The 26,696-nt window shown below is 73.5% G+C and carries 18 protein-coding genes and 1 pseudogene; 15 read left to right on the forward strand and 4 right to left on the reverse strand.

Annotated features, from left to right (window positions below):
- Window positions 1-170 precede the first annotated feature (170 nt).
- The 3 genes from DJ476_RS25400 to DJ476_RS25410 all read right to left on the reverse strand — a co-directional run bounded on the left by DJ476_RS25400 (window position 171) and on the right by DJ476_RS25410 (window position 2,622).
- The gene (locus tag DJ476_RS25400) at window positions 171-824 is read right to left on the reverse strand and encodes a class I SAM-dependent methyltransferase (RefSeq protein WP_112491652.1); all 654 of its coding nucleotides are present in this window, start codon (window positions 822-824) and stop codon (window positions 171-173) included.
- Between the two features lie 81 nt (window positions 825-905).
- Window positions 906-2,240: an NAD(P)/FAD-dependent oxidoreductase gene (locus DJ476_RS25405; protein WP_112491653.1), complete on the reverse strand. Its 1,335-nt coding sequence runs from the start codon at window positions 2,238-2,240 to the stop codon at window positions 906-908.
- A gap of 16 nt (window positions 2,241-2,256) precedes the next feature.
- Window positions 2,257-2,622 (reverse strand): hypothetical protein, encoded by a 366-nt coding sequence (locus tag DJ476_RS25410; RefSeq protein WP_070203363.1) that lies wholly within the window; start codon window positions 2,620-2,622, stop codon window positions 2,257-2,259.
- A 742-nt stretch (window positions 2,623-3,364) separates the two neighbouring features.
- Between DJ476_RS25410 and DJ476_RS25420 the strand changes: the two genes are divergently transcribed.
- From DJ476_RS25420 to DJ476_RS25455, 8 genes are all read left to right on the forward strand, one after another.
- Entirely contained in the window at window positions 3,365-4,594 is a 1,230-nt protein-coding gene (locus tag DJ476_RS25420; RefSeq protein ID WP_112491654.1) for an IS701 family transposase, read from the forward strand.
- A 334-nt stretch (window positions 4,595-4,928) separates the two neighbouring features.
- Complete coding sequence (locus DJ476_RS25425) at window positions 4,929-5,558, forward strand: NAD(P)H-dependent oxidoreductase (RefSeq protein ID WP_053561441.1); 630 nt, start codon at window positions 4,929-4,931, stop codon at window positions 5,556-5,558.
- Between the two features lie 300 nt (window positions 5,559-5,858).
- Complete coding sequence (locus DJ476_RS25430; RefSeq protein WP_112492621.1) at window positions 5,859-7,031, forward strand: 3-deoxy-7-phosphoheptulonate synthase; 1,173 nt, start codon at window positions 5,859-5,861, stop codon at window positions 7,029-7,031.
- A gap of 97 nt (window positions 7,032-7,128) precedes the next feature.
- Entirely contained in the window at window positions 7,129-7,899 is a 771-nt protein-coding gene (locus tag DJ476_RS25435; protein WP_070203360.1) for a 2,3-dihydro-2,3-dihydroxybenzoate dehydrogenase, read from the forward strand.
- Window positions 7,900-8,050: 151 nt separating this feature from the next.
- Window positions 8,051-8,674, forward strand: coding sequence for an isochorismatase family protein (locus tag DJ476_RS25440; RefSeq protein ID WP_103416324.1), 624 nt, complete (start codon window positions 8,051-8,053; stop codon window positions 8,672-8,674).
- Entirely contained in the window at window positions 8,671-10,626 is a 1,956-nt protein-coding gene (locus DJ476_RS25445) for an anthranilate synthase family protein (RefSeq protein ID WP_112491655.1), read from the forward strand. Before DJ476_RS25440 ends, DJ476_RS25445 begins: the two co-directional genes overlap by 4 nt.
- Window positions 10,627-10,780: 154 nt before the next feature.
- Window positions 10,781-12,358: a class I adenylate-forming enzyme family protein gene (locus tag DJ476_RS25450; protein ID WP_070203357.1), complete on the forward strand. Its 1,578-nt coding sequence runs from the start codon at window positions 10,781-10,783 to the stop codon at window positions 12,356-12,358.
- Window positions 12,359-12,396: 38 nt separating this feature from the next.
- The gene (locus DJ476_RS25455) at window positions 12,397-13,971 is read left to right on the forward strand and encodes an FAD-dependent monooxygenase (RefSeq protein WP_112491656.1); all 1,575 of its coding nucleotides are present in this window, start codon (window positions 12,397-12,399) and stop codon (window positions 13,969-13,971) included.
- A 200-nt stretch (window positions 13,972-14,171) separates the two neighbouring features.
- On the opposite strand, the pseudogene pdxR reads toward DJ476_RS25455, so the two are convergent.
- Window positions 14,172-15,550, reverse strand: a pseudogene (gene pdxR, locus DJ476_RS25460) (MocR-like pyridoxine biosynthesis transcription factor PdxR).
- 238 nt (window positions 15,551-15,788) lie between these two features.
- On the opposite strand from pdxR, the gene DJ476_RS25465 reads away from it, so the two are divergent.
- The 7 genes from DJ476_RS25465 (at window position 15,789) to DJ476_RS25495 (ending at window position 26,688) form a co-directional block, all read left to right on the forward strand.
- Window positions 15,789-16,241, forward strand: coding sequence for a carboxymuconolactone decarboxylase family protein (locus DJ476_RS25465; protein WP_175450496.1), 453 nt, complete (start codon window positions 15,789-15,791; stop codon window positions 16,239-16,241).
- Between the two features lie 95 nt (window positions 16,242-16,336).
- Window positions 16,337-17,548, forward strand: a complete 1,212-nt coding sequence (locus DJ476_RS25470) for an MFS transporter (protein ID WP_103416320.1) — start codon at window positions 16,337-16,339, stop codon at window positions 17,546-17,548.
- Between the two features lie 168 nt (window positions 17,549-17,716).
- Window positions 17,717-19,246 (forward strand): FAD-binding oxidoreductase, encoded by a 1,530-nt coding sequence (locus DJ476_RS25475; protein WP_103416319.1) that lies wholly within the window; start codon window positions 17,717-17,719, stop codon window positions 19,244-19,246.
- Between the two features lie 377 nt (window positions 19,247-19,623).
- The gene (locus tag DJ476_RS25480) at window positions 19,624-21,513 is read left to right on the forward strand and encodes an AfsR/SARP family transcriptional regulator (protein WP_112491657.1); all 1,890 of its coding nucleotides are present in this window, start codon (window positions 19,624-19,626) and stop codon (window positions 21,511-21,513) included.
- Window positions 21,514-21,608: 95 nt separating this feature from the next.
- A complete protein-coding gene (locus DJ476_RS25485) occupies window positions 21,609-23,843 on the forward strand; it encodes an acyl-CoA dehydrogenase (protein ID WP_208853531.1) in 2,235 nt (744 codons plus the stop codon).
- Window positions 23,844-23,871: 28 nt separating this feature from the next.
- The gene (locus tag DJ476_RS25490; protein ID WP_103416456.1) at window positions 23,872-25,062 is read left to right on the forward strand and encodes a lipid-transfer protein; all 1,191 of its coding nucleotides are present in this window, start codon (window positions 23,872-23,874) and stop codon (window positions 25,060-25,062) included.
- Between the two features lie 120 nt (window positions 25,063-25,182).
- Window positions 25,183-26,688 (forward strand): DHA2 family efflux MFS transporter permease subunit, encoded by a 1,506-nt coding sequence (locus DJ476_RS25495; RefSeq protein ID WP_103416316.1) that lies wholly within the window; start codon window positions 25,183-25,185, stop codon window positions 26,686-26,688.
- Window positions 26,689-26,696: the final 8 nt, after the last annotated feature.

Raw genomic sequence — 26,696 nt, forward strand, 5'->3', positions numbered from 1 at the left:
GGCGATGCTATCCGTACGCGTCCGGGGGCGGCGGGTTTCCGTACGTGTACGGTCCGGAGGCCTGGATGCCGGGCCTCCGGATGCCCCCGGAGGCCCGGTTCCTGTACCGGCGGTCCCGGATGCCCCGCTCCCGTACGCGTACGACGCGCCCGGCCCCGTACGCGTACGGCTCAGACCCCCGCGCCCGTCCGGCGCAGCACCCGCAGGGAGTCCGTCACCGACACCTCCGTGAACGCCCCCGAGGCCAGTGCCCGCAGATACACCCGGTACGGGGCCTGGCCGCCGTCGGCCGGGTCGGGGAAGACGTCGTGGATCACCAGGAGGCCGCCCTCGGCGACATGCGGGGCCCATCCCTCGTAGTCGCCGTTCGCGTGCTCGTGGGTGTGCCCGCCGTCGATGAAGACCAGGCCCAGCGGCCCGGCCCAGACCGCGGCCACCTGCGGGGAGCGACCGACCAGCGCCACCACGTGCTCCTCCAGCCCCGCCCGGTGCAGGGTGCGGCGGAACGTCGGCAGGGTGTCCATCAGCCCGACCTCGGGGTCCACCACCGTCGGGTCGTGGTACTCCCAGCCCGGCTGCTGCTCCTCGCTGCCCCGGTGGTGGTCCACGGTGAGGGCGCTCACCCCGGCGGTCCGGGCCGCGTCGGCCAGCAGGATCGTGGAGCGCCCGCAGTAGGTGCCCACCTCCAGCAGGGGCAGGCCCAGCGCACCGGCCTCGGTGGCGGCCGCGTACAGGGCGAGCCCCTCGTGGACCGGCATGAAGCCCTTGGCGGCCTCGAACGCGGCGAGCACCTCCGGGGACGGGGAGGGGGTGGCGGCGGTCACGGGGTTCCTCCAGGCGGGGCGGCTGACGGCGGCGCTCCATCGTGCCGCATGCCCGGTCCGGCGCTCCCGGCGGGGCCCGCCTTACACCGGGTTCGACCTGCGGGTACGCAGCCGGTGGTCGGCCTGGCGCAGCAGCTCGGGCCCGTCGTCCAGCGGCGGGTAGATCCACTGTTCGGTGACGGCCCGCTTGTACTTCTTGGCCTCGTCCCCGGTCAGCTGCACCGCCCGCTCCCAGCCGGTGGTGTAGAGGCCGCCCGCGTCACCGAGGTCGAGGCAGCTGACGTACGGGCCGGGCGCGAACGGCTCGGGCTCGACACCGAGCAGCGTGGCCGCCGCGTTGTGGCCCGCGAGCTTGCCCAGCGGGATCGCGTACTGGCAACTGAAGACCGTGCGGTGACCGTGCCCGGTGGGGGCGGTGGCCGCGTCACCCGCCGCCCAGACCCCGGGGACGCCGGGGACCCGGAGGAACGCGTCGACCTCCAGCCGTCCCGCCTCGTCGTGGCGGCCCGGGACCAGCTCGGCCGGTTCGGCGGCCCGCACCCCGGCGGTCCACACGGCGGTCCGGGCGGGGAGCCGGGAGCCGTCGGACAGGGTGACCGCACCGGCCTCCACCGCGGTCACGGTGACGCCCGCGCGGGTCTCGATGCCGAGGTTGGCCAGGGCGCGGGCGATCACCGGTGCGGCGGGCGCGCCCAGCGAGGCGCCGACGGCGTCGGCCCGCTCGACCAGGACCACGCGGACCCGGTCGGCGGCGCCGTGCGGGGCGGCGATCGTCCGGAGCCGGCTCACCAGCTCGGTGGCCACCTCCAGGCCGGTCGCGCCGCTGCCGACCACCACGGCCGTCCAGCGGGCGGGGGCGGCCGTCGGGGTGCCCTCAGGCCGGTCCTTCGGGAGGCCATTCAGGAGGCCATTCAGGAGGTTCTTCGGCCGGTCCTCCGGGAGGTCCGGCAGGGTGTGCAGATGGGCGTCGAGCGCGGTGGCGCCCGCCAGGGTGTCGACGTCGTGGAGGTGTTCGGCGCCGGGGATCTCCGGGCGTACGAGACGGCTGCCGGTGGCCAGGACGAGCCCGTCGTAGGCGATCTCCCGCGCCTCGCCCGTACGGTCGACGGCGGTCAGCGTACGCCGGGCGGTGTCGATCGCGGTGACGGCGGCGGCGGTACGGCGGACCCCGGCCGGGGCCAGGATCCGGTCCAGCGGCACCCGCATGGTGTGGGGATCCGCCTCGTACAGCCGGGGGCGTATCACCATGTCGTCCTCGGGCGTCACCAGCCGGACGGTGTGCTCCGGTCCGGCTGTCCCACCCGTTTCCCCCACGGTGCCCGGAACGCCCTGCCGCGCCCCCTTCAGCAGGCGGGCGGCCGCCGCCGCGGCCCACACCCCGGCGAACCCTCCGCCCACCACCACGATCTCCGGCATCTGCTCTTCCCCCTCCTCAACGGCATCCGGCGACCCGGTCCAGCACGGCGTGGACATCGGCCATGAGCGCCCTGTCGGACAGCTCCGGCTCGTCCGCCACCGGGGCCAAGGATGCCAACAGACCCGCCAGACGGCCGTCGTTGGCCCGGGTGAGGGCCATCGAACCCTCCCAGAGGACGCCGCGGATCCGCTGCCCGGTGAGCGCGCCGTCGCCCGCGGCGGAGGTCAGCAGGAGGTCCGCGATGCGCGACTCCAGCTCCGTCGGCGTCCAGCGGGCGGTGGCCAGGTCCTGGGCCAGCTCGGCGGTGAGGTTCCTGAGGCGCGCTACGGACGCCGGTTCCCACAGGCGGTGCGCCGGGGCGGGGTGCGTTGGCCGGGTCACGGGGCCGGTCCTCTCGGGTCGGTGCGATGGGGCCCCAGGCTCGGCCATCCGGGCCAAGGAACGGTCAGGGCACGGTCAAGGGCCGGTCGTCGACCGTCCCAGACGTCGGGCCGGTTGCCGCCGTGCCGCCGTGAGCCGAGGTGCCGGGGGAGCGGACGTGGCGGACGGGAGCCCGGACGTGACGGACCACGCGTAGAGAGGACGTGACGGACCGCGCGTAGGGAGATGGCGGACCGGCCGTACGGAGGTGACGGACAGGTGGTGCGGAGGTGACGGACCGGCCGTGCCGACGTGACGTACCGGAGCGCCGAGATGACGGACCAGGGGCACGAAGTGACGGACCCTGCGGAATCGGCCTCCGCGGCGGGGGCGTACGCCGTCGCGCGGGCGAGAATCCCGCACACGCCTGCCGCCCGCACCCGGGGCGCGCGCCGCCGGGCCGGGTGGGTGCCCCCGTCTGTCGGGGAGCACCAGCGCATCCGGCGATTATGATCAAGGTGCGGGCGTCGGCATATGCCGGTCTGGCGGACAACAATCTTCGCCGGAAGGTTCGAAGATCACCGTCTCCGCGCGTGGACACCTCCCCCATCAGCGCCTTTGCCAGCCATTGACTGAGCCTTGTTCAACCCGTGTGAGCCTCCGTGCCGCAGGGAGTGGCTGGATCGTGACTCCGGCTCCCTTCCTGCGGCAGCACACCGCCAGGGGCTCAGAAGAGACCGCAAACCGGTCGGGGGGACCACGCATGACGAGCACGATCCCGCAGTTCGATCACGCCGTTCGCGCCACCACAGACCGCCTCAGGCCGGTCATGGCCGGCTTCCGGCCGTACGAAAGGGCTCACGACGGGCTTCTCTCGGCGCTGGGCACGGAATTGTTCGCCTCGATGCCCCGCCGTGATCAGCGGACCAAGGGCATGGCCTACCTGCAGGGACTGCTGGAGGCCGAGGGACGCAAGTCGATACGGAACATCGCCGCGCTCTTCGGCGGCGACGCCACCGAGCAGAGCCTGCACCACTTCATCGTCAGCTCCACCTGGGACTGGACGCCGGTGCGCCGGGCGCTCGCCCAGTACGTGGAGCGGGTCACGCAGCCGCAGGCGTACGTCGTGCGCCCGCTGATCATCCGCCGGGCGGGGGAGACCTCCGTCGGGGTGGAGCGGCGCTTCGTACCGGCGCTCGGGCAGGTGGTCAACGCCCAGCAAGCGGTGGGCGTATGGGCGGCCGCGCCGGACTGGAGCAGCCCGCTGAACTGGCGGCTCCAGCTCTCGCCCCGATGGCTGGCCGACCGGCGCCACCGCCGGCAGACCGACATCCCCGACAGCGAGGTGCCCGAGAGCCTCGACCAGTGCTCGGTCAAGGCGTACCAGGAGCTGATCAAGAAGTCGCGGCTGCCGATCCGGCCCGTCGTGATGGACGCCCAGGAGACCGATGTGGCCGCGGTGGTGGGGTGGTTGCGCGCCGCCGACACCCCGATGCTGCTGCGGATCGACGGCACCCAGCGGCTGACGGTGGAGGAGCCGGCGTTCCCGCGCCGGGGCGTCAGCATGACGGCCCAGCAGATCATGTCGCTCGTCTGGCACATGCGGCGGCCGGGACGGCGGCCCGGCGAGGAGCCCGCGTCCCCCGGCCCGGTGGTCGCCGTCCGGGTGACCCTCTCCCACGCCGCGCGCCGCGAGGGGCGGTCCGACAGCAGCCTGGTGCTGATGGGGGTGGCCGAGCACGGCCACTGGCCCGCGGAGCTGTGGCTCACCGACCTGACCACGTCGAGCGTCGGGGAACTGCTCCAACTGGCCTCCTACGCGCGCCGGGTGGAGCGGGACACCAAGGAGGTCGCCGACCGGGTCGGCATCCGGGACTTCTCCGGCCGCTCGTTCGCCGGCTGGCACCGCCACACCACGCTCGCCTCGGCCGCCCACGCCATCGCGATGCTGAGCGACCGGGCGGAACCGAGGCTGCTGACCGGCACCGGCTGACCGGCACCGGCTGACCGGCACCGGCTGACCGGCACCGGCTGACCGGCACCGGCTGAGCGGCCGGCCGGGCGGCACCGGCCGCCCGGTGGCCGCGGGGCGCCGCCGCCCGCGCGAGGAGCGCGGACGGTAGCAGCGCCCCCCGGGCCAGCCGGTCCCGTGGGAGCGCTTCCGTCAGGTCGGAACCCCGTGTCCGGGCGGACCTGACGGACCTGGGAGACGGACCTGACGGACTGGACCGGCCAGTTGACGGATGGGCCCGGAGGGCGTTGGCCGGGGCCCGGGCCGGGACACAGGATTCAGGCCTACCGAGCCGATCGCCAAGGAGCCGCAGGACATGACCAAAGTAGCCGTCATCTACTACTCGTCCCAGGGGAACGTCCACAAGCTCGCCGTCGCGGCCGCCGCGGCTGCCGAGAAGGCGGGCGCCGAGGTGCGGCTGCGCAGGACCGCCGAGCTGTCCACCGAGACCGTCGTCCCCGGCAACGACGCCTGGAACAAGGCGTGGGCCGAGCACCTGGAGGCCGTCCAGGACATCCCCGAGGCCGCCATCGAGGACCTGGAGTGGGCGGACGCCGTGCTCTGGGGCACGCCCGGCCGCTACGGACTGCCCGCCGCCTCGCTCAAGCACTTCATCGACCAGACCCTGCCGCTGCACATGCGGCGCGGGCTCGTGAACAAGGTGATGTCGTCCTTCACCTCCACCGCGACCCTGCACGGCGGTCAGGAGAGCACGCTCCTGGCCCTCAACAACGCCTTCTACCACTGGGGCGCGATCATCGTCCCGCCCGGTGTGGCCGACGCGATCCAGCTGGCCCCGACCAACGGCAACCCGTACGGCGTCAGCAGCGTCTCGCGCAACGAGGCGGGCAACGTCGACGACGACAACCTGGCGGCCATCGAGTACCAGGCCCGCCGCACCGTGGAGATCACCGCGGCACTCCAGCGGGGACTGGGCACGGCCTGACCCGACGCGTGCGCCGGGGCCGTCACCCCTGGGCACCCCATGGAGCGGGCTCCGTACGGGCCATGGAAAAGGCCTCGTACGGCCCCGGCGCACGGGCCGCCGCCCCTGAGGCCTCTCGTTCGGACCGTGCCGGGCTCGCGGGTCCGGCACGATCCGAACGGAAGCCCCCGGCCGTACGGCCCCGACCGCGTCCCGCCGCCCCGCCCGCCCTTCCCGGGCGCGGGCGGGCGGCCGCAGGTCCCCTTCCTCTCGCACGGCGTGCCCCGCACGGCCGGCCGTGCCCGTCTTCCCGGAGGCACCGTGGAGAACGCCCTGCTCGACATCCACCCACCCGCGCTGCACCAGCCGCAGTGGGAGGACCCTTCCCAGGTCGACCGGATCCGCAAGGAACTGGCCGCCCGCTCCCCGCTGGTGAGCGGCGACGACGTCCGCCGGCTCCAGGTGCTGCTGGCCCGGGTGGCGGCGGGCGAGGCCCATGTGATCCAGGCCGGTGACTGCGCCGAGGACCCGGCCGAGTGCACGCCCGGCCATGTCGCCCGCAAGGCCGCCGTGCTGGACCTGCTGGCCGGGGCGCTGCGGCTGGTCACCCGGGGGCCCGTGCTGCGGGTGGGCCGGATCGCCGGGCAGTACGCCAAACCGCGGTCGAACCCCACCGAATGGATCGATGGCGTCGAACTCCTTGTCTTCCGGGGCCACTTGGTGAACGGCCCCGAGGCGGACCCGGAGAGCCGACGGGCCGACGCACTCCGACTGCTCACCGGCTACATGTCCGCCCGCGACACGATGACCCACCTGGGCTGGGAGTCCACCGGCTCCACCCGCTTCGGCATCGACCCGCCGGTCTGGACGAGCCACGAGGCGCTGCTGATGGACTACGAGGTCCCCCTGCTCCGCCGCGACGAGGCCGGCCGGCTGCTGCTGGGCTCCACCCACTGGCCGTGGATCGGGGAGCGCACCCGGCAGGTCGACGGTGCCCATGTGGCGCTGCTCGCCGAGGTGGCCAACCCGGTCTCCAGCAAGGTGGGCCCGGCCATGACCCCCGACGAACTGCTCGCCCTGTGCGAACGGCTCGACCCGCACCGCGAGCCGGGGCGGCTCACCCTGATCGCCCGGATGGGCGCGGACCGGGTCGCCGAGGCCCTGCCGCCCCTGGTGACGGCGGTCCGGGAGGCGGGGCACCCGGTGATCTGGCTGACCGACCCGATGCACGGCAACACCGTCAAGGTCGCCGGCGGAGTGAAGACCCGGTTCGTGGAGACCGTCCGGCGCGAGGTCGTCGCCTTCCACCACGCGGTGCGGGGCGCGGGCGGCGTCGCCGGGGGCCTCCACCTGGAGACCACCCCGGACGCGGTCACCGAGTGCGTCACGGACGCCTCGGCCGCCGTCGGGCCCGGCTCGCTTTACACCACGTTCTGCGACCCCCGGCTCAACCCGGAGCAGGCGCTCTCCGTCGTCGCCGCCTGGAGCCGGTGACCGCCGCCCGCCCACCCCACGTACCGGAGCACCTCACGTACGCCCCGCACCACCGCATGGATCGCCCGCACCCGCACGGATGGAGGCTCGGCAAGACATGGACAACACCATCGCCCTGGTGACCGGAGCGGCCGGAGGCATCGGCAGCGCCGTCGTCCAGGCCCTGGCGGAACGCGGAGCCTCGGTGGCCGCCGTCGACCGTGACGCGGAGGCGCTCGACCGGGTCGCCGGTGAGCTGACCGCGAAGGGGCTGCGGGTCACCGCGTACCCCACGGACATCACCCGCGCCGACGACGTGGAGCGCACCGTGGCGGCGGTCGAGAGCGGTCTCGGCCCCGTCGACCACCTGGTCAACGGGGCGGGCGTCCTGCGGCTCGGCGGGGCCGTCGAGCTGAGCGACGACGACTGGAACACCACCTTCGCCGTCAACACCGGCGGGGTCTTCCACGTCTCGCGCGCCGTCGTCCGCCGGATGAAGGAGCGCCGCCGCGGCAACGTCGTCACCATCGCCTCCAACGCCGCCGGCACCCCCCGTACCGAGATGGCCGCCTACGCCGCCTCCAAGGCCGCCGCCGCGATGTTCACCAAGAGCCTCGGGCTGGAGGTGGCGCGGCTCGGCATCCGCTGCAACGTCGTCGCCCCCGGCTCCACCGACACGCCCATGCTCACCTCCATGTGGAGCGACGCCTCGGGCCGCGACCGGACGATCGCGGGCCTGCCGGAGGCCTTCAAGGTGGGCATCCCGCTGGCCCGGATCGCCCAGCCCGCCGACATCGCGGACGCCGTGGTCTTCCTGCTCTCCGACAGCGCGGTGCACATCACGCTGGAGACCCTCACCGTCGACGGCGGCGCCACCCTCGGCAACTGACCGCGCCACCGCCCACCGGACCCGCGGACCAGCGCAAGGAACAGACAGCGCAAGGACACAGAGCCGAGCAAGGAACAGACAGCGCAAGGAACAGAGCCGCGCAAGGAACAGACCAGCGCAGGGAAACAGACCAGCGCAAGGAGAGGACACCATGGCCGGTATACCCGCCATCGAGCCGTACCCGATGCCGACGGCAGGGGACCTGCCCGCCAGCACCGCCCCCTGGACCGTCGACCCGGACCGCGCCGTGCTGCTCGTCCACGACATGCAGCGCTACTTCCTGGCTCCGCTGCCCGACCCCCTGATGGGCCAGCTCGTCTCCAACGCCGAGCTGGTGCGCGACCGGTGCGTGGAACTGGGCGTCCCGGTGGCGTACACCGCCCAGCCCGGCGACATGACCGCCGAACAGCGGGGACTGCTCAAGGACTTCTGGGGGCCGGGCATGAACGCCACCCCCGCCCAGCGGGAGGTCATCGGCCCGGTCGCCCCCCGGCCGGGCGACTGGATGCTCACCAAGTGGCGCTACAGCGCCTTCTTCCGCACCGACCTGCTCGACCGCATGCGCGCCGCGGGCCGGGACCAGCTCGTCATCTGCGGGGTGTACGCGCACATCGGCGTCCTGGCCACCGCCGTCGAGTCGTTCAGCAACGACATCGAGACCTTCCTCCTGGCGGACACGACCGCCGACTTCTCCCAGGACGACCACCGGATGACCCTGGAGTACGCCGCCAAGCGCTGTGCCGTGGTCATCACCGCCAAGGAGACCTTCGCATGACCGGCCCCGGCGGCGCCCCGCGCGCCCGCGACCTGCTGGCCGAGGTCCTCTCCCCGCGGCCGCGGCCGTTCGCCCTGCTGTACCGGCCCGAGGCCGGTGGCCCCGGGGTGCTGGACGTGCTGGTCGGTGAGGTCACCACCCCCGCCTCCCTCGCCGACGTACCGCTGTCGGACGACGGAAGGGACCCGCACGGGCCGCCGCCCCCGGCCGGGGCGTCCCGGCACGAGACGCTGGTGGTGATGCCGTACCGGCAGATCACCGAGCGCGGCTTCGACGCCCCCGACGACGGCGCCCCGCTGATCGCCCTGACCGTCCTCGACCAGCAGACCGTGCCGCTCGCGGAGGCCGTCTCCCGCATCGGGGACCTCCCGATCCGGCTGGAGGGCGGCCGGTTCGACCTGGACGACGCGGAGTACGCCGACATCGTGCGCCGGGTCATCACCGACGAGATCGGCCAGGGGGTCGGCGCCAACTTCGTCGTCAAACGGTCGTTCGCCACCCGCATCACCGACTACCACCCGCGCAGCGCGCTCACCCTCTTCCGCCGGCTGCTGGAGCAGGAGACGGGCGGCTACTGGACGTTCGTCGTCCACACCGGGGACCGTACGTTCGTCGGCGCCACCCCCGAGCGGCACATCAGCGTCCGCGCGGGCACGGCCGTGATGAACCCCATCAGCGGCACCTACCGCTACCCCGGCACCGGCCCGACCCTGCCGGAGGTCATGGACTTCCTCGCGGACCGCAAGGAGGCCGACGAGCTGTACATGGTGGTCGACGAAGAGCTGAAGATGATGTCCCGGATCTGCGACGGCGGGGTCCGGGTCACCGGCCCGTACCTCAAGGAGATGGCCCGGCTCGCCCACACCGAGTACTTCATCGAGGGCTCCACCACGCGCGACCCCCGCGAGATCCTGCGCGAGACCATGTTCGCCCCGACCGTCACCGGCAGCCCGCTGGAGAGCGCGGCCCGGGTGATCAGCCGCTACGAGCCCGGCGGGCGCGGCTACTACAGCGGGGTCCTCGCCCTCGTGGGACGGGACCGGCACGGCGCCCGGGAACTCGACTCGGCCATCCTCATCCGCACCGCCGACATCGACGCCCTGGGCACCGTGAAGATCGGCGTGGGCGCCACGCTGGTGCGCCACTCCGACCCGGAGTCCGAGGTCGCCGAGACCCGGGCCAAGGCGTCGGGGCTGCTCGCCGCGTTGCGTACGGGCCGGAGCGGCCGGTTCGCCGACCACCCCGACGTACGGTCGGCGCTGGCCCGCCGCAACGACGGCATCGCCGGGTTCTGGCTGGCGGAGGAGACCGAGCGCTCCCGCCCGCAGCCCGCGCTGTCGGGCCGGCGGGTGCTGGTGGTGGACGCCGAGGACACCTTCACCTCCATGATCGGCCACCAACTGCGCTCCATGGGCCTGGACGTGACCGTGCACCGCTTCGACGAGCCGTACTCCTTCGACGGACACGACCTGGTCGTCATGGGCCCCGGCCCCGGCGACCCGCGCGACACCGCGCACCCCAAGATCGCCCATCTGCGCGGCGCGGTCCGCCGGCTGCTCGCGGAGCGGCGGCCGTTCCTCGCCGTCTGCCTCAGCCACCAGGTGCTCTCCCAGGAGCTGGGCTTCCCGGTCGTCCGCCGCGCGGTTCCCAACCAGGGCACCCAGAAGGAGATCGACCTCTTCGGCTCGGTGGAGCGCGTCGGCTTCTACAACACCTTCGCCGCCCGCAGCACCGACGGGAAGAAGGACTGCCCGGACGTCGGGACGGTCGAGGTGAGCCGCGACCCGGCGAGCGGGGAGGTCCACTCCCTGCGCGGCCCGCACTTCGCCTCCGTCCAGTTCCACCCCGAATCGGTCCTCACCCAGGACGGCATCCGGATCACCGGCTCGCTGCTGGCCGGATTCCTGGGCGACGGGGACCTGACACGGAGAGAACCCTCCGCGGCCCTGTGACGGACCGGGGCGGGCTCCGACGTCCCCGCCCCGCCCGTGATCCCCGGCAGCGCCGCCCCCGTACGCACCCCCCGCGACACCGACAGCGAACGCCGAACAGCCACCTGCGAACCGCGAACGCGAACCGCGAACAACGATCTGAGGAGCTCCAGCGATGCTTCCCGCGCAGTCCAGCGACAAGGGTCTCTACATGGGCCTCGTGGCCGAACGGGCCGCAGCCCAGTACGGCGACCAGCTCATCATCCTCGACCACGACCTGGCCCTCTTCCCCGAGGCCGGGCGCGAGATCACCTACACCCAGCTCGCCGAGTACATCGACGACACGGCGGCCCGGCTGTACGCGGCGGGTGTCCGCCAGAGCCAGCACGTGGCCATCCACAAGTCCAACGGCTTCGACATCAACATCGTCTCCAGCGCCGTCGCCCGGCTCGGCGCCGTCCCGGTCCAGCTCTCGCCCGCGCTGAACGCCGAGAGCGTCCTCGAACTGCTCCGCCGCCTCGGCGCCCCCTTCCTGGTCACCGACACGGCGAAGCTGGAGGGCCCGTTCGCCGGGGCCCCGCTGGGCGAGATCACCAACGAGGTGATCGTCGTGGCCGGTTCGCACCCCGGCGCGATCTCGCTGGCGGACCTGGCCGGCTCGCCCCGCCAGGAGCCGGTCGTGCTCCACGCGGACCTGCCCGCGCTGATGACGCACACCTCCGGCACCACCGGGCTGCCCAAGCTGGTGGTCCACTCGGCCCGTACCCTGCACGGCCGTTACCGCCCGCAGGCCAAGCTCTTCGACATGATCCGCGAGCACGAGACCGTGGCGCTCCACGTCTCCTACGTGCACTCGCGGATGCCGCTGGCGCTCGCCGTGCTGCTGCCCCGGGGCCACAAGATGGTCGTGATGAACGACGCGGACCCGCAGAAGGCCGCCGAGCTGTGGGCCGAGACCCGCCCCGGCTTCATCGAGTCCCACCCCAACTCCTTCATGGAGTGGGAGGAGCTGGCCGACCACCCGCTCAAGCCGCTGGCCTCGGTGAAGTACTTCTCCACCACCTTCGACGCCATCCACCCGAGCACCATGCACAAGCTGCTCCACGCCAGCGAGCGCAGCTCGCCGCTCTTCTACCAGATCTACGGGCAGAGCGAGACCGGCCCGCTGGTCGGCCGCGGCTTCACCCGCAAGACCGCGCTCGGCGCCGACGGCCGCTGCCAGGGCTACGCCTTCCCGGGCGACACCAAGTTCAAGCTGGTCAGCCGGAACGGCAAGGAGGTCACCCGGGACAACCCCGGCTACATCGACGTCCAGGCCGCCGGCCGGGCGCTCGGCTACTTCGGCGAGCGCGAGCGGTACGACACCCAGGTGCACGGCGGCTGGTGGCGGGGCATGGACCTCGGCTACCGCACCGAGGAGGGCTGCCTCCACCTCCTGGACCGCGAGGTGGACTCCATCCCGGGCATCCACTCCACCCTGGAGATCGAGGACGTCGTGCTGGGCCGGCTCGACGAGCTGACCGAACTCGTCGTCGTCCCCGGCCCGTTGGGCGAGGCGGTCCCCGTCCTCTCCACCCGCGACGACCGGCCGCTGGACCGCGACCGCTGGAAGGACGCCACCACCCGGTGGCCGCAGCTGGCGGAGCCCGTACAGATGAAGATCACCGAGCTGCCCCGCACGGCCACGATGAAGGTCCAGCGCATCGAACTCGCGGCGCGCCTGCGCGCCCTCGCCATCGGGCAGTCGTCCTGACCGCGGACGGACCGGCAACAGAGGGAGGAGGGACCGAGATGGCTGTCGGTGACGCCGACGTCCTGGTCGTCGGGGGCGGCCCCACCGGACTGCTCACCGCGTGCGAACTGCTGCGCCGCGGCGTACGGGTCCGGATCGTCGACCGGGCCCAGGAGCCCACCGGAGTACCCAAGGCGCTGTCGCTCTGGCCGCGGGTGCGGGACATCCTGACGGACCTCGGGGTGGGCGACGAGGTGCAGCATACCTCGGTGCCCGTCCGGGCGTTCCGCTACTTCTCCGACCGCCGCCCGGTCGCCTCCCTCACCTTCACCGAGGAGCTGGCGGCCCGTCAGCTCCCGCAGTACGAGACCGAGCGCATCCTCACCGAGCGGCTGCACGCCCTGGGCGGCAAGATCGAGCGCGGGGTGCGGCTGCTCTGCCTGGACGACGTGGACTTCTCCGGGCGGATCGAGCCCGGGGGCACCGTGACCGCCGTCCTCGAACACGAGGACGGCGGCGGGGTGGAGCGGTTCACCGTGCCCTTCGTCGTCGGCGCGGACGGGGCGGGCAGCGCGGTGCGGGGGCAGCTCGGGATCGGCTTCGAGGGTTCCACGTACGAGATGGCCTTCGCGCTCATCGACACGTACATCGAGGGCCATCTGCCCCCGGACGAGATCTCCTACTACCAGACCACCAACGGCACCCTGGTGGTCGTGCCCCAGCCGCGGGGGGTGTTCCGCTTCCTCTCGGTGATGCCCGACGGCGGCGAGATGTCCCGCGAGGCCATGCAGCGGATCATCGACACCCGGGGCCCGCACGGCGTGCGGATCACCGAACCGGTCTGGGAGACCGTCTTCCGGGTGCATGCCCGGCGGGCCACGGACTTCCGGCGCGGCCGGGTCTTCCTGGCCGGGGACGCCGCGCACGTGCACAGCCCGGCGGGCGGGCAGGGCATGAACAACGGCCTCCAGGACGCGCAGAACCTCTCCTGGAAGCTGGCGGCGGTGCTCCAGGGGCGCTCGCCGCTCCCGCTGCTGGACAGTTACGGCACCGAGCGCGCCGAGGCCACCCGCCGGATCGTCCGGGACACCGATCTGCACACCCGCGCCCTGACCGCCCGCACCGCCCGGAGGGCGGCCGTCCGCGACACGGCCTTCCGGCTGCTGGACCGCTCGGGGGCGGCCGCCGCGCTCTACGCCCCGGTCATGGCCGGGCGGCGGCTCGCCTACACCCCAGAGCGGACCACCCAGCAGCCCTCCGACCGGCGCTGCCGGGTGCGGAACCGGCTGCCGGGGGCCGTCGGGCCGGGCTCGGTCTTCCCGCGCGCCCTGGCCCTGGCCCTCGGCACGGCTGGGCCGGACGCGGACCCGGCGGCGTGGACGCTGGTGCTGCGCCCGCCCGCCGGGGACGCCCTCTGGGCGCCACGCGCGGAACGCGCCCTGACGGCGGGCCGGCCAGGGCTGCGGGTTCTGGCCCCGCCGCCGAAAGTGCTGGCGGGCCACGGAATCTGCACCACCCCCGGCTACCACCTGATCCGCCCGGACGGCCACATCGCCGCCCACGGCCACCTGGCGGACCTGGACCGCCTGGAGGCCGAACTGGCCCTCGGGATCACGGGGGAGGGCGACGGCTGAGGCGCCCGTGGGCGGACCGGGTCCGGGGCTCGGCCCAGGGCCGGTCCGCCCGCCTCGGGGCTCGGTCCGGGGGCGGCGCGGTGTCCGCGTCCGGCCCCGCCCCGCCCCGCCCCACGGGACCGCTCACAGACCCGCCACCGGACCGCCGCCCCCGGGCCCTCGGGGGCCGGTCCGGGTGGCTGCCGGGCCGGCCCGCACCCTCACTCCGGAGGCCGGCCCCCGCGGCGGCCCCGGGCGCGGCGTGGCACCGGTTCGTCCTGCGGCGGATCGGGCAGAGCCAGGCACAGCGCGTCCAGGGCCGCCGCGAAGGCGTGGTCGGGCGGGGTTCCGTAGCCGATGACCAGGCCGTCGCGCGGCGGCACCGTGCTGTCGGGGTGGCGGTAGGCATGCAGGCCGTCCAGGGCCAGCCCCTGCCGCCGCGCCGCGCGTAGGGCCAACTCCTCGGTAGTGTCGGGGAGTTCGAGCACCGCGTGCAGCCCGGCGGCGACCCCGCTGACCTTGATGTGCGGCGCCCGCTCGGCGATCATGTGGGCCAGCTGGTCGCGGCGGCGCCGGTAGTGCAGCCGCATCTGGCGCAGGTGCCGGTCGTAGGCGCCGCGCGCGATGAAGTCGGCCAGCGTGAGCTGGTCGAGGACGCCGGACCACATCTCCCGGGGCCCTTGACCGCGAGCACGTCGTCGACGAGCCACCCCGGCAGCACCATCCACCCCAGCCGCAGCGCGGGGGAGAGGCTCTTGCTGGTCGAGCCGATGTAGACGACCCGGTCGGGGTCCAGCCCCTGCACGGCGCCGACCGGCTGCCGGTCGTAACGGAACTCCCCGTCGTAGTCGTCCTCCACCAGCACCCCGCCGTGCGACCGGGCCCAGTCGACGACCGCCGTCCGCCGGTCCGGGTGCAGGGGTCCGCCCGTCGGGAACTGGTGCGCCGGGGTGAGCAGCACCGTTCCGGCGCCGGTGCCCGGGAGTTCGTCGATCCGGGCCCCGGACGAGTCGACCGTCAGGGGCGCGGTGCGCAGCCCCGCCTCGTGGAGGATGCCCCGGTGGAAGTCGAGTCCGTACGACTCCACCGCGACGGTGCCCTTCAGCACCCCGCCCAGCAGCTCCAGGGCGTGGGCGAAGCCGGAGCAGACGACGATCCGGTCGGGCTCGGTCCGCACGCCCCGGGCCCGCGCGAGGTACTCCGCCAGCGTCTCGCGCAGCTCCACCCGGCCGCGCGGATCGCCCACCCCGAAGGCGTCGTTGGGCGCGGCGGCGACGGCCGAGCGCACCGAGGTGACCCAGGCGGCGCGCGGGAAGGCGGCCGCGTCGGGGGAGCTGGGCATCAGGTCGTGCACCAGCCGCCGGCGCATCTGCCGCTGCGGCCGGCGCTCCTGGTCCGGGTGGAGCGGGGCGGTGCGCCGGGCGACCCGGGTGCCCGAGCCCTGCCGGGCGGTGAGCCACCCCTCCTCGACCAGCTCGGCGTAGGCGGCGGCGACGGTGTTACGGGCGATGCCCAGGTCACCGGCGAGGCTGCGGTAGGGCGGCAGCCGGGTGCCGGGCGCCAGCCGGCCGGAGCGGATGGCCTCCTGTAACGCGTGCATGAGCTGGGCCCGCAGGCTCCCCTCACCGGAGAGTTCGAGGTGGAAGTCGGCGCCGGGCGAGGTGCCGGGCGGAGTATCGGGAAGGGCATCGGCCGGAGTATCGGGAGGGGCGTCGGCCGGAGTATCGGCCGGGGTGCCGGGAGGGGCATCGGTCGGGGTATCGCCCGGAGTATTGACCCACGTTTCTGCCATGGGAATGCACCATACCTGGGGTCGTTTCCGCGCTTACGGTCAATGCATGACCACTTACCAGGTGCCTCAGCGCATGAACTTCACCACCGTCGCCCCCAAGGTCTTCAAGGCCGTTCTCGCCCTCGACGCCGCCGCCCGCGAAGGCATCGACCCCGTTCTGCTGGAGCTGGTGCAGATCCGCGCCTCGCAGATCAACCGCTGTGCGTACTGCATCGACTACCACACGTCCGACGCCCGCAAGGCCGGTGAGTCGGAGGAGCGCATCTACCAGCTCTCCGCCTGGGAGGAGTCCAGCCTCTACACCGAGGCCGAGCGCGCCGCCCTGGCCCTGACCGAGGCCATCACCGTCCTGCCCGAGGGCGTCTCGGACGAGGTCTACGCGGAGGCCGCCAAGCACTTCGAGGAGAAGGAGCTGGCCCAGCTGATCGCGCTCATCTTCACCGTCAACACCTGGAACCGGATGAACGTCGCCACCCGCAAGACGCCCGGTACCGAGTAACCGACAGAGTCCCGCGGGCGGTGGCCGCCTCCCTGTCCGACGGCCACCGCCCGCGCCATGCCGTCCACCATTCACTGATGAAGGGCTGACCAGCCATGACCACCGTCGAGTCCGGGGTCCCAGCCGACACCGGGCGTTCATCTGTCAAGGGTTGGCTCGCCGTACTGGCGGTCACCCTCGGCATCTTCTCCCTGATGACCTCCGAGCTGCTCCCCGTGGGGCTGCTCACCCCCGTCGGTACCGCCCTGGACGTCTCCGAGGGCACCGCGGGCCTGATGGTGACGGTGCCCGGCCTGGTCGCCGCCGTCTCCGCGCCCCTGGTCACCGTGGCCACCGGGCGCATCGACCGCCGGATCGTCCTGGTGGTCCTGATCGGCCTGATGGGCGCCGCCAACCTGGCCTCCGCCTTCGCCACCAGCTTCACCGTGGTCCTGATCGCCCGGTTCCTGATCGGTATCAGCGTCGGTGGCTTCTGGTCCATCGCGGGCGGTATCGCCCTGCGCCTGGTGCCCGCCAAGCATGTCGCCCGCGCCACCGCCGTCATCTTCGGCGGGGTGGAGACCGCGTCCGTGCTGGGCGTGCCGCTGGGTACGTTCATCGGTGACATGAGCAGCTGGCGTACGGCCTTCGGCGCCGTGGGCATCCTCGGCCTGGTCTCGCTGGCCTGCATGCTCTTCCTGATGCCGAAGATCCCGGCCGAGCAGAGCATCTCCTTCTCCGCCCTGCCGAAGGTCTTCAAGACCAACGCCGGGGTCCGGATCGGTATCGCCCTGACCTTCCTGGTCATCACCGGCCACTTCCTCGCCTACACCTTCGTCCGGCCGATCCTCCAGGAGGACGGGATCCGGGCCGGTTCGATCGGCGCTCTGCTGCTGACCTTCGGCGTCGCCGGGATCTGCGGCAACTTCATCGCCGGGGCCCTCATCACCAGGAGCCTCCGGAAGACCGTCATGGGCATCTCGGTGGTCCTCACCGCCGGCATGGTGATCCTCGCGGTCGTCGACACCAACATCTTCACCGCCGGAGCCATCCTGGTCCTGTGGGGCCTGGGCTACGGCGCGGTGCCGGTCACCTTCCAGAGCTGGATCATGGACGCGGCACCGGAGGCGACCGAGGCGGCGACCTCCCTGTACGTCTCCGCGTTCAACCTCTCCATCGCGCTCGGCGCGCTCTTCGGCGGCTTCGCCGTCGACGGCATCGGCGCCACCAGCGTCCTGTGGATCGGTGCCGCACTGGCCTTCGCCGCCCTGTTCGTGGTCGGCGGCTCCCGCCGCGCCACCACGGCCGAGCCCGCCGCCGCCCCGTAGCGGCAGCGGCCACTCCCCGAAACCGCCCGTCCCCCGTGGACGTCCCCCGCGCACGGGGGACGGGCTTCCTCACCCTGCTCCCTTCACCCCAGGGCCCCTTCGCGCGCCCGCGGACGCCGCCACCCGGCCGGTCCGGCGGCGCCCCCAACCATCGAACCGAGGAACGGCATGACCGAGAACACCGTCCCTGCCGCAGGTGTGGTCCGCCCCGGAGACGAGGCCTACGAGGCACTGTCCGTACGGGGCCTGAACAAGCGCTTCACCGCCGAGCCGGAGAAGTTCCAGGTCGTCACCACCACCGAGCAGGTCGTGGACGCGGTGCGCGAGGCGGTCTGGGAGGGCAAGCGCATAGCCGTCCGCAGCGGCGGCCACGGCTACGAGAACGTGGTGGGCGACCCCGCCGTCCAGGTGGTCATCGACCTGGGCGGGATGCGCGAGGTCTCCTTCGACCCCGAGCGCAAGGCGTTCGCCGTCGGACCCGGTGTCCGTACGGCGGAGCTGTACCGGGCCCTGTACGAGGGATGGGGCGTCGCCCTCCCCGCCGGTGACAGCGCCACCGTCGGCCTGGGCGGCCACGCGGCCGGTGGCGGCTTCGGCTCCCTGAGCCGCCGCGAGGGCCTGGCCGTGGACCACCTGCTGGCCGTGGAAGTCGTCGTGGTCGACCCCTCCGGCGAGGTCCGCGCGGTCGTTGCCACCCGCGACCCGGAGGACCCGCACCACGACCTGTGGTGGGCCCACACCGGCGGTGGCGGCGGCAACTTCGGCATCGTCACCCGCTACTGGTTCCGTTCCCCCGACGCCACGGGCGACGACCCCCGCGAGGCCCTGCCCGAGCCCCCCGCCTCCGTACTGGCGGGCACCGTCCTGTTCAACCGGGAGTCCCTGGACCGGACGGCCCTGCGCACCCTGACGGGCAACTTCGCCCGCTGGCACGAGGCCAACGGCGCGCCCGGCTCCCCGTACGACTCCCTCTTCGCCGGTCTCGTCATGTTCGGCCGCCCCCGTACGGGCGACGCCGGCATGGGGGCCGTGGGCTTCGTCCACCTGGACGCCGCCGTGCCCGACGCCGAACGGCTGCTGGGCGACTACATCGCGGCGCTCACCGAGGGGCTCGGCGACTTCCCGGTCGTGCTGCCCACCGAGACCCTGCCCTGGCTGGAGGCGAAGAAGGCCCTCGCCGCGGCCCAGGACGCGGAGATCGGCCGGCAGAAGATCAAGTGGGCGTTCCTGCGCACCGGTTACGCCGACGACCAGATCGACACCCTCCACGACTACCTCGACAGCGAGGACCACAGCAACGACAGCAGCCTGGTGGCGCTCCAGTCCCACGGCGGCCGCATCAACGCGGTGGCGCCCGACGCCACCGCCTCCGCCCAGCGGGGTGCCGTCATGGGGGCCTTCTTCATGAACACCTGGCAGAACCCGGAGCTGGACGACGCCAACGTCGACTGGATGCGCCGGCTCTTCCGGGACCTGCACGCCAAGACCGGCGGGGTCCCGGTGCCGGGGGAGCGGTACGACGGCTGCTACATCAACTTCCCGGACGTGGACGCGGCCGACCCCCGGTGGAACACCTCGGAGGTCCCCTGGCAGCAGCTCTACTACCAGGGCAACGCCGAGCGGCTGCGCGCGGTCAAGGCCCGGTGGGACGCGCTCGGCGTGTTCCGCCACACCCTGGCGATCGGTGACCAGGACTGACGCCTCCCCGGTGTGCGGCCGGCCGGTCCGGGGACCGGCCGGCCCGCCGGAAGGTCCGTACTTGACGTGACCACAACGAGCGAAAACGTCGCTTCCAGCCACCCACCGTTCTATTTCGGACTCTCTGCGGTCTCATGATCGGGAAGTGGCCCCTGTGCACGAGAATTCTGTCCGTCCACAGCCGGGGAGCGATCCTCCGATCCGGGGACAAGGACGGCCTGGGGCGGGCCGCCCGCGGGACAGAACCACCTGAGGACAGAACGACCTGACGCGGACACGTGTCCGCAGCGGACTGCTCGTCGTGCGACCAGAGCCAAACCACAGGTAAGGACGTCGTAATGCCGCACTTTGCCCTTCTCGGACCGATGGAAATACGCGTGAACGGTGAGCTGCGGACACCCAGCGCGCCCATGGCCCGCCGGGTCCTCGCTCTGCTCCTCGCCCATGCGGACCGTGTCGTCCCCATGGAGCTGCTGATCGACGAGCTGTGGGGCGAGGAGCCGCCCAAGAAGGCACGCAAGACCGTGCAGACCTACATCTACCAGCTCCGCAAGGCCCTCTGCGACGAGGGGTCCGGCCAGAGCCAGGAGCTGGTGGAGACCCATCCGCACGGCTACCGGCTCCCGCTCCAGGGCTGCCGGCTGGACGTACGGGAGTTCCAGAACCTGCTGCGCGAGGGGCGCGAGGCGCTCACCCGGGGCCGGGCGAGCGAGGGCGCCGCACTCCTGCGCCGCGGCCTGGAGCTGTGGCGCGGCGCGCCGCTGGAGGACGTGGAGAGCGGGCCCCTGCTGGCCGCCCAGACCGCACGGCTGGAGCGGCTCAAGATCCAGGCGCTGGAGCAGCGCATCGCGGCGGACCTGGCCCTCGGCGGCAACCAGTCCCTGCTGGAGGAGATCCGGGACCTGACCCACCAGTACCCCCTGCACGAGGAGTTCTGCGCCCAGCTCATGACGGCCGCCAAGCGCTGCGGCCAGCGGGGCGAGGCCCTCTCCGCCTACGCCCGGCTGCGCCGGGCCATGGCCGAGCAACTGGGCCTGGAGCCCTCCACCCGGCTGCGGGAACTCCAGGAGCGGGTGCTCGCCGGACACGACGAGCAGACCCACGTCCCCGCCCGCGCCGGAGCCGCTGGTGCCCCCTTCCAACTCCCTCCGGCCATCGGTGACTTCGTCGGCCGCCGGGACGAGCTGGAGCGCATCGAGCGCGCCGTGCGCGAGACCGGACCCGTCCCGGGGGTCCGGATCGTGACGGTGACCGGGGCGCCCGGCATGGGCAAGACGCAGATCGCGCTCCAGGTGGCCCACCGGCTGCGCAAGGACTTCCCCGACGGGCAGCTCAAGGCGAGCCTGCACATGGAGGACGGCACGGCCCAGCCCCCGGCCGAGACGCTCAAGGAACTGCTGGCCGCCGTCGGCCACGACCGGCGCTCCCTGCCGGAGCGCACCGACGACCTGGCCCGGATGTTCCGCAGCTGGGCGGCCGGCCGCCGTTTCCTCCTGCTGCTGGACGACGCGGCGGGCAGCGAGGCGGTGCTGCCCCTGCTGCCCGCGGGCGTGGACAACGCGGTCATCGTCACCTCCCGCTGGCGGATGATCGGCCTGCCGGGGGCGGTGACCTCCGTGGAGGTGGGGCTGCTGCCCGAGGCCGACGGGCGGCGGCTGCTGGCCCAGGTGGTCGGCGCCGACCGGACGGCCCGGGAACCCGAGGCCGCGGCCGCCATCGTGGCCGGGTGCGAGGGGATGCCCACCGCCATCCGTGCCATCGGCAGCCGGATCACCGCCTGGCCCGGCCACAGCCTCGCGGACTTCGCCGCCCGGCTGAAGGACGAGGGGGGCCGCCTGGAGGAGCTGAGCAGCCCGCACCTGGACGTCCGCCGCTATCTGGTCGGGGCCGCCGACCGGCTCCCGTACGCCGCCCGGGAGGTGCTGGCGGAGATCAGCAGCGCGGGCGACGCGGATGTCACCGTCACCGACCTCGCCCATGTCCTGCACCGGTCGGTGCCCTCGATCGAGCACTCGGTGGAGCTGCTGACGGCCCACCGCGTGCTCACCCCCGTGGTGCAGAACGGCAGCCACGTCCTCCGTATCCCGCCCCTGATGCGCCTCGCCTTCGCCCGCGAGGGCCAGGCCCGCACCGGCGACCCGTTAGTCAAGGAGGTCACCATCCACGACAGTCGGTGTCCGTACGCCGCGCAGGTCTGCTCCTGCCCCCTCGCGCGGAGCGCGCTCCGCTCGGAGAACCTGCACCTGCGGGCCGCGCCCGCCTGCTGAAGCGCCCCGGTCCCGCACCGGGCCCGTGGGTTCCGTCTTGGTGAAACGTGTTCTACTCTTGCGCCGTTCCAGTGGCTGCGACCGGCGGGGAACCCATGGGCATCGGCACGGACAGCGGTACGGCGATCGGTACGGGAACCGGCGTCGGCATCACCGAGGAACACCGCGCACTGGCCCGCTCCGTACGCGGGTGGCTCGCCCGGACCGTCCCGCCCGGCGAGGCCCGCGCACTCCTCGACACACCGGCCCCGGCCGCACCCGGAGCGCGCCCCAAGCACTGGGCGGCGCTCGCCGCACAGGGGTTGACCGGCATCCAGCTGCCCGAGGAGTACGGGGGCGGGGGCGGCGGAATCCTGGACCTCGCGGTGGTCCTGGAGGAGGCGGCCCACGGCTCGCTGCCCGGCCCGTACCTCGCGACCGTACTCGTGGGCGCGGTGCTGGCACGCACCCCCGGCCCCGCGACCGGCGACACGCTCCGGGCCATCGCCGCCGGGGAACGTACCGCCGCCCTCGCCCTCACCCCCGGCACCCTCACCGCCACCCCCACCGCGACCGGCCACCGCCTCGACGGCACCGCCCCGCCCGCCCTCTCCGCCGACGCCGCCGACCTGCTGCTCCTCCCCGCCGCCACCCCCACCGGCGAGCGCTGGTTCCTCGTGGACGCCGGGACGGAAGGGCTCACCGTGCGCCCGCACCGCAGCGTCGACCCCACCCGGCCCACGGCACAGGTGCGGGCCGACGCCGTCCCCGTACCGGCCCACCGGACCCTGCCCATCGCATCCGCCCTCGTCCGCGACCTGGCCGCCGTCCTCCTCGCCGCCGACGCCTGCGGGACCGCCGCCCGCTGTCTGTGCACGGCCGTCGAACACGCCCGCGTACGGGAGCAGTTCGGGCGGCCCATCGGCGCGTTCCAGGCGGTCAAGCACCTCTGCGCCGACATGCTCGTCCGCCTCGAACAGGCCCGCGCCCTCACCTGGGACGCCGCCCGCGCCGCCGACGAGGAGTCCGGGGACGGGGCGCGTGGGCTCACCGCCGCCCTCGCCGCCGCCACCGCACCGGAGGCCGCGTACACCTGCGCCAAGGACACCATCCAGATCCTCGGCGGCACCGGTTTCACCTGGGAGCACGACGCCCACCTCTGGTTACGCCGGGCCGTCCTCGCCCGCCAGCTCCTCGGGACCGCCGACGCCCACCTGCTGCGCGCCGCCCGCCTCGCCGCGGCCGGCGCCCGCCGCGAACTCACCCTGGAACTCCCGCCCGAGGCCGCCCGCCACCGCGCCGAGGCCCGCTCCCACCTCACCGCCGCCCGTGGCCTGCCGCCCCGCGAGGCCCGCCGCGCCCTCGCCCCCACCGGCTATGCGGCCCCGCACCTCCCGCCCCCGTACGGCTTGGGCGCGGGGCCCGTACAACAACTGGCGATCCAGCAGGAGCTGGCCGAGCAGTCCATCCGGCTCAGCGACCTCTCCGTCGCCACCTGGGTGGTGCCGTCCCTGATCGCGTACGGGACCGAGGCGCAGCGCGAGCGCTATCTCCCCGCCACCCTGCGCGGCGACCTCCAGTGGTGCCAGCTCTTCTCCGAACCCGACGCCGGCTCCGACCTGGCCGCCCTGCGCACCCGTGCCGTACGGACCGGGGAGGGCTGGCGGATCACCGGGCAGAAGGTCTGGACGAGCGCCGCCCGCACCGCCGACCACGGCATCCTGCTCGCCCGCACCGACCCCGACGCGCCCAGGCACCGGGGGCTCACCTACTTCCTGGTCGACATGAAGAAGGCCCGGGGCATCGGCATCCGCCCGCTGCGGGAGATCACCGGTGAATCCCTCTTCAACGAGGTCCACTTCGACGACGTGCTCCTGCCGCCCGACGCCGTCGTGGGCGAGGTCGGCGGCGGCTGGCGCGTCGCCCGCAACACGCTCGGCAACGAACGCGTCCACATGGCCGACCAGTTGACCTTCGATACCGGCCTCGAAGCGCTGATCGCCCGCTCGGCGGAGACCGACGACGCGACCCGTACCCGGATCGGCGCCCTCGCCGCCGAGGCGCACGCCCTCGCCTGCATCGGCCTGCGCACCACGCTCCGCCAGGTCTCCGGCCTCGAACCGGGCGCCGGGGCCTCGGTGCGCAAGCTCGTCCAGACCGCCCACCAGCAGAAGGTCGCGGAGCTCACCCTCGAACTCCTCGGCCCGGACGGGGCGGTGGCCGAACCGGAGGCGGGGGAGCGGGCGCTGCACGGCTTCCTGATGTCCCGCTGTCTGACCATCGCGGGCGGCACCACCCAGATCCAACTGAACGTCGTCGCCGAGCGCATCCTCGGCCTGCCCCGGGACTGACCGCAGCAACGCAGAGAGGCTCGGAATGATGAAGGCCTACATCGTCGGCGTCGGCATGACGAAGTTCGAGAAGCCCGAGACCCGCGACTGGAGTTACGGGGACATGGTCCGCGAGGCGGGCACGGCAGCGCTGGAGGACGCGGGGGTCCGCTACGACCAGGTCGAACAGGTCCCCGTCGGCTACTGCTTCCAGCCCTCCACCGCCGGACAGCGGGCCGTCTACGGGCTGGGGCTCACCGGCGTCCCCGTCTACAACGTCAACAACAACTGCGCCACCGGCTCCACCGCCCTGATGCTGGCCCGGCAGTTCGTGGCGGGCGGCGGCAGCGACTGCGTGCTGGCGGTCGGCTTCGAGAAGATGGCCCGCGGCTCGCTGGGCCGCTCCGGGGGCTCCGGGAGCGACTTCGCGGCCTCGCCCGTCGCCCGGCACTACGGGATCATGGCCGCCGCCCACGGCTTCACCGACGCCCCGCCCACCGCCCAGATCTTCGGCAACGCGGCCCGCGAGCACATGGAGCGGTACGGGACCACACCCGCACAGCTCGCGGCCGTCGGAGCCAAGAACCACCGGCACTCGGTGAACAACCCCTACGCCCAGTTCCAGGACCCGTACACGGTGGAGGAGGTCCTCGCCGCCCGTACCGTCCACGCCCCGCTCACCAAGCTCCAGTGCTCACCCACCTCCGACGGTGCGGCGGCGGCCGTGGTCGTCTCCGAGCGGTTCGTGGAGCGCCAGGGCCTGGGGGAGCGGGCCGTGGAGATCGCCGCCCAGGCCATGACCACCGACACCGGGGCCTCCTTCGCCTCCGGCACCTGCATCGACGCGGTCGGCACCCCGATGTCGAGGGCGGCGGCCGGGCAGGTGTACGCGGCCTCCGGCCTGGGCCCCGGCGACCTCGACGTGATCGAGCTGCACGACTGCTTCTCCGTCAACGAGCTGCTCACCTACGAGGCGCTCGGCCTCTGCGGCGAGGGGGAGTCCGGCAAGCTCGTGGAGTCCGGGGCGACGACGTACGGCGGGCGGTGGGTGGTGAACCCGTCGGGCGGGCTGATCTCCAAGGGGCACCCGCTCGGCGCGACCGGCATCGCCCAGGTTGCCGAGCTGACCTGGCAGCTGCGCGGCGAGGCGGGCCCGCGCCAAGTCGCGCGCGCCCGCACGGGGCTCGCCCACAACATCGGGCTGGGCGGGGCGGCGGTGGTGACGCTGCTGCGGCGGTGAGACCACGGCGGGGGAGGGGGACTTCGGTCCTACGGCCGGCGGGGACCTCGGTCCTAGGACGAACGTGATCCGAGATCTCCTGCCGATACCCGATGTACGGGGCACGTACTACCTGCGACCATGACCGGCATGGCAGATGTCCCCGCACCCGCGTCCCCCCGTACCTCCCGCTCCCGGATACCCACCGGCGCCTGGGCCGTCGTCCTCGCCGCCTGCACGGGCCAGTTCCTCGTCGTCCTCGATGTCTCCGTGGTCAACGTGGCGCTGCCCTCCATGCGGGCCGACCTGGGGCTGAGCCACAGCGCGCTCCAGTGGGTCGTCAACGCCTACTCGATCGCGTTCGCCGGGTTCATGCTGCTGGGCGGGCGGGCCGCCGACATCTACGGCCGGAAGCGGATGTTCCTCGTCGGGCTCGGGGTCTTCACCGCCGCCTCCCTCGCGGGCGGCCTCGCCCAGGAGGGGTGGCAGCTCCTCGCCGCCCGGGCCGCACAGGGCCTCGGGGCCGCCGTCCTTGCCCCCGCCACCCTCACCATCCTGACCGCCGCCGTCCCCGAGGGGCCCGCCCGGACCAAGGCGATAGCGACCTGGATGGCGGTCGGCGCGGGCGGCGGCGCGGCCGGCGGGCTCATCGGCGGGATCCTCACCGACGCCCTCTCCTGGCGCTGGGTCCTCCTCATCAACGTCCCCATCGGCGCGCTCGTCCTGGTCGCCGCCGCCCTGTGGATCACCGAGGGCCGGGCGGGCGACCGCCGCCGCATCGACCTGCTGGGGGCCGTCCTGGCCACCGCGGGCCTCGCCACCGTCGCGTACGGCATCGTCCAGACCGAGGCCGTGGGCTGGACGGCCGCCGCCACCCTGGTCCCGCTGGTGGCCGGGGTGGCGCTGCTGGGCACGTTCGTGCTGGTCGAGGCGCGGACGGCGGTGCCGCTGGTCCCGCTGCGGGTCTTCGGCGCACGGGCCGTCTCCTCGGCCAACGTGGCGATGCTCCTCATGGGGTCCGCGACCTTCGCCATGTGGTACTTCATGACCGTCTACGCCCAGAACGTGCTGGGCTACACGCCGTTGCAGGCCGGTCTCGCCCTGATGCCGACCTCCGCCGCCGTGATCATCGGCTCCAAGATCGCGCCCCGGATCATGGTGCGTACGGGGCCCAAGGCCCTCGCCGTCGCCGGAGTCCTGATCACCGCCGCCGGGTTCGGCTGGCAGTCCACCATGGGCGTCCACGGTTCCTACCTCACCGCGATCATGTTCCCCGGCATCCTGATGATGGCCGGGGCGGGCCTCGCCTCCACCCCGCTGGCCACCCTCGCCACCTCCGGCGCGGCCCCCGGGGACGCCGGACTCGTCTCCGGCCTGGTCAACACCTCCCGCACCATGGGCGGCGCGCTCGGCCTCGCGGTGCTCTCCACGGTCGCCGCCGCCCGCACGGCGGGCTCGGTGGACCCGGCGGAGGTCACCGCCGGATACGCCTCGGCGTTCCGCACCGCGTGCGGGGTGCTGCTGGTGGGCGTCGTGGTGATGCTGGCCTGGCTGCCGAACCACCGGACATCCCGCGTACGGGAGGAGCGGGCGGCGGAACCCACGACGGCGGCACAGGCGAAGGCGCAGGCCCAGGAGCGGGTGTGAACCGCCGG

Origin of the sequence: Streptomyces bacillaris (assembly GCF_003268675.1) — a bacterium.
Classification (GTDB): Bacteria; Actinomycetota; Actinomycetes; order Streptomycetales; family Streptomycetaceae; genus Streptomyces; species Streptomyces bacillaris.